This is a genomic window from Holospora undulata HU1 (assembly GCF_000388175.3).
In the GTDB taxonomy this organism is placed as follows: Bacteria; Pseudomonadota; Alphaproteobacteria; order Holosporales; family Holosporaceae; genus Holospora; species Holospora undulata_A.
The window spans coordinates 1-3,476 of the sequence record NZ_ARPM03000179.1 but is presented as its reverse complement, the minus strand read 5'-3'; the positions used below and the strand labels follow the sequence as shown (position 1 = coordinate 3,476).

The window sequence follows — 3,476 nt, the reverse complement described above, 5'->3', positions numbered from 1 at the left end:
TCGTAGAAGAGTATAAGGAAGATCAAAAGTTAATGGTGTAAAGCAAGGGCTCTGTGAGCAAGCGGAATGTTTCACAAACAGCAGAACTTATCGCACATTTGGAAAGCCATAGCGTATATGAAAGCAAGCGATATTTGCGGCTCATGTTCTTGAACCCTATGGCTGCACGCCCATAATTTTTCATTTAAAAAGGCAGCCAAGCAGGAAGCGTTTATTAATTATTATGAGACGGTGATGACAACACCGCCGGATGTTTGGTGATGGCGCCCCCCACCATGGCAACGAAAATCACCTGTCAGGCACCCCCATGATACGCATGAACCTGATGGGAGCCTTGGATTTGACGGGTGGTATCCTTAGAACCCTTGAATAGCTCCCCCTTGAAGAGGTTTTTTGATCCTCTGAAAGACGCTTATCCAAAGGCGCCTAACATTCACCTGATCTTGGATCAAGGCCCTACAAGCAAAGCCCTCCCAAAAGCAGCGAAAAAAAATGGGGATTAAGGTGCATTGTTCCTCCCTATACCCCCCAAACCTGGGACAACATCGCCATGGATCTTGTCAACCGCGTCAATGACAACTTTCAACGCATTAGTCCAACACTTGCAGTTTGATTTGGTATATAAAAGACTCTGAATTCCATCAAGGAGGATCCATAAAAAGGTCTACGTGCTGACACGCTGGCAAGCTGAAAAAACAAGAAAAACCAATAGTTTTTATTGACGAAAGTGGTTTGACGCATGACATGCTAAGGCACAATGGATATTAGATATAAGGACAGCGGCAGCCATGCTATGGGAAGCATGATTGGGGAAGCCAAGAACTAATGCAATAGGTGCTTTGATTGGTAGTGCTATTAATCGCAATTGGCTTAATTACAGGCTTTTGTTAACACAGCAGTGTTGTGTCTTGGGTAGAGCAGATTTTATTGCCAAATTTACCTTCAAAAAGCGTGATCGTTAGGGATAATACTTCTTTTTACAAAGTTCAAGACATGCAAAAAGTTCTGAAAGATTCTGGTCATACCTTGCCATACTTGTCTTCTTATTCACCTAATCTCAATTTCATTGAGAAAAAATAGTTCTAATCTATGCACATACGTAAAACGACGAACTGTTTTATTGGAGAGATATTTAAATTTACTCAATACAACTTTTTTATGTGATATTAGCTATACAGTTCGATTTCAATCAAATAGATCTTGATTGATTTGTATTTCAATTTGTCTGATCTAGATTTTTGTTCCGATAGATTTTTGTTCCGAGATTTTAAGTGCTTAAAAAGTTTATTACGTAAAAGTTTTTATTTTCTAAAGATGTATTCTGTATATTCTCTATAGTTGTTTTCTATAAAAACTTGACTCTTTAAGAACCTTCCATTAGCATAGCTTTAGAGTCAAGCAAATTAGAGCAATATGTTTTGTAAAAAAATGTTTTTTTGGACATTAAGTTTGGTAGGAGTTATGTGTTCATTTGGAGAAGATCAGCTGTGGGGTGCTGCAAAGGAGGGGGGTAAAGATGTTTTGTGTGTAGTAGGGAAGCGTGTTATCAAAAAGTCAGAAATAGAGCAAATACTGAAACAGATATCAAGTAAAAGAAAAGGAAAAGATATATCGGAAGATGAAAAAAAACGTCTCAGGGAAGATTATATTACGATGTGTCAGCTTAGTGAATGGGCTAAAGCTCAGAAGTTAGATGAATTACCTGAAACGAAGTCGGCTCTTGATCAGGCTTACATTTCTGCTGCTCTACGCAAATTAGGGGAAAACGCAGAACAAGCCACCAAAGAAGAGATTAATCAAGAGGTAGCGAATCTCAAAAAAGATGATGATGTTATGAAAAGTGTTATTATTGAAACGGTTATCGTTGATAAACAAAGCAAAGACGGTAAAAAGGATATGGAGAGTGAGTTAAAAAAATTAGAAAATTTAAAAAGCGATTTATCAGGAAAGGTTTTTGAAACTTGGGCAAAAAAATTTCAAATAAACAATCCAAACGGTGAGTATAAGGTCAATGATTTAACGGTAAAAATGTTAAAATCTAATCCTCAATTAGAAAAAATTTTAAAAGAAATGAAAGTTGGAGATATAAAGGTAGTTCCTTTAGATAAAGAAAGCTCTTTAGTACTTGTTGTACGTTTTATGAAAGAAGGGGTGCGCACGTCAGAAAGTACTTTGTCTCGTATGGCTATTCAAAATCTTAGATCTAAAAAAATGCAGGAGCTAATTAAAAAAGTAAAAGAAGATTTTCCTGTCAAAGAATAAGGTCAGCTATTGGTGTCGTGCTGTACTAGTTAATGCGTTTTGTAGAGATGCGTTAGATTTTGAATTTGGAAAATAAAGCATCTCATGAATTTTTTTTCAGTAAAGTAAAATAAAATTTATTATCAAAACTGAAGTAATGAAAAAGAGTACTGCAAAAGAAGTGAATATCGTATAAGCGAAAAGAATATGTAAAAAACAGGTGATAAATTACCTAACGGATTTTAGAAAAATAGGTTAAAAAAAGTTTTTATTTAGAAAGTAGCTGCTGAATTTTATTTATTAAGGCCAGAAACAGTAAGAGAGAAAAATATTGAGCTAGAGTTCGGTAATAAAGTAATTTATGAGGTTTTTTAACAGAAAAACTCGAAAATATTCTGTATTTATCTTGCAAAAATTACGCCCCATCCTCAATTAAGTTAATTTTTTATATTTTTTGAAAATTTAATAGAAAATTCAGAAGGATTTTGTATTCAATGAGACGGTATGCGTTGAGGCAGAGGGGTCGGCTCAAGGATCTTTTACCTGGAACCTCGGGAGGTGTGCGCGTTACAGCAAAAGATACCCCCCTCCTGTTTGTGTAGGCTGTTTTATACCGTTACCGTGCAGGAATTTCGTGGCCGGAGAGGTTTGGCGCTTTTAAAGCTATCCATCCGCTTTACGAGTTAGAGCCAAAAGGGCGTATAGAAAAGAGTCTTTTAGGCGCTGGCAAAAGACGCCAAAACGAGTACGCGATGATCGATTCCACGATTGTGGGCGCCTACTAACACAGAGCTGGAACTAAAAAAAACGAGAACCAGGCCATCCTGAGCACTAAGATTCATGCAATCTGTGACGCCCAAGGCAATATCACTAGTAATCCCATCGCTTTTCACTTGACAAAAGGTCAGACCCATAATTTGGAAGGCGCTGATCACCCCGTGAAGGCTGGTGCGGTACTTGCCGATAAAGCGTATGATGCCGATGAAAGGAGGCAGAGAAAACTCAAAGAAAAAGGGGGGGGAAGGCCGTGATCTCTCCTAAAAAAACCCGTTCAGTGCCTTCAAATTATGATACATATCTTTTTAAATCCCGTCTTTGATCGGAGAATTTCTTGGCCAAAATGAAAGCAATACAAAGCCATTTCCCTGTGCTATGAAAAAACGTCTTAGAATTTTCTAGGCGCTATTCACTTGGCTTTACTTGTCGTTTGGCTTAATTGAATACGGGCCTTAGTA

The 3,476-nt window shown here is 37.5% G+C and carries 4 protein-coding genes and 1 pseudogene; all 5 read left to right on the top strand.

All coding sequences use genetic code 11. The annotated features are described in order from the left end of the window. Window positions 1–250 precede the first annotated feature (250 nt). The gene (locus K737_RS11510; protein WP_268743866.1) at window positions 251–373 is read left to right on the top strand and encodes a hypothetical protein; all 123 of its coding nucleotides are present in this window, start codon (window positions 251–253) and stop codon (window positions 371–373) included. Further along, window positions 348–503 carry a hypothetical protein gene (locus tag K737_RS11235; protein WP_235075714.1) on the top strand — a complete coding sequence of 52 codons (156 nt, stop codon included), beginning with the start codon at window positions 348–350 and terminating at the stop codon, window positions 501–503. The genes K737_RS11510 and K737_RS11235 overlap by 26 nt, the downstream gene beginning before the upstream one ends. Before the next feature lie 400 nt (window positions 504–903). Next, complete coding sequence (locus K737_RS08460; RefSeq protein ID WP_006303548.1) at window positions 904–1,080, top strand: transposase; 177 nt, start codon at window positions 904–906, stop codon at window positions 1,078–1,080. A 381-nt stretch (window positions 1,081–1,461) separates the two neighbouring features. Next, window positions 1,462–2,262 (top strand): hypothetical protein, encoded by an 801-nt coding sequence (locus K737_RS05555; RefSeq protein WP_152531112.1) that lies wholly within the window; start codon window positions 1,462–1,464, stop codon window positions 2,260–2,262. Window positions 2,263–2,735: 473 nt separating this feature from the next. Then, a pseudogene (locus K737_RS09015) lies at window positions 2,736–3,410 on the top strand (IS5/IS1182 family transposase). The last annotated feature ends 66 nt before the right edge of the window (window positions 3,411–3,476 follow it).

What these genes read in the sequence shown, in the direction of transcription:
- K737_RS11510 (WP_268743866.1), top strand. Translation starts at nt 251, where the DNA reads ATGTTTGGTGATGGCGCCCCCCACCATGGCAACGAAAATCACCTGTCA.
- K737_RS05555 (WP_152531112.1), top strand. Translation starts at nt 1,462, where the DNA reads ATGTGTTCATTTGGAGAAGATCAGCTGTGGGGTGCTGCAAAGGAGGGG.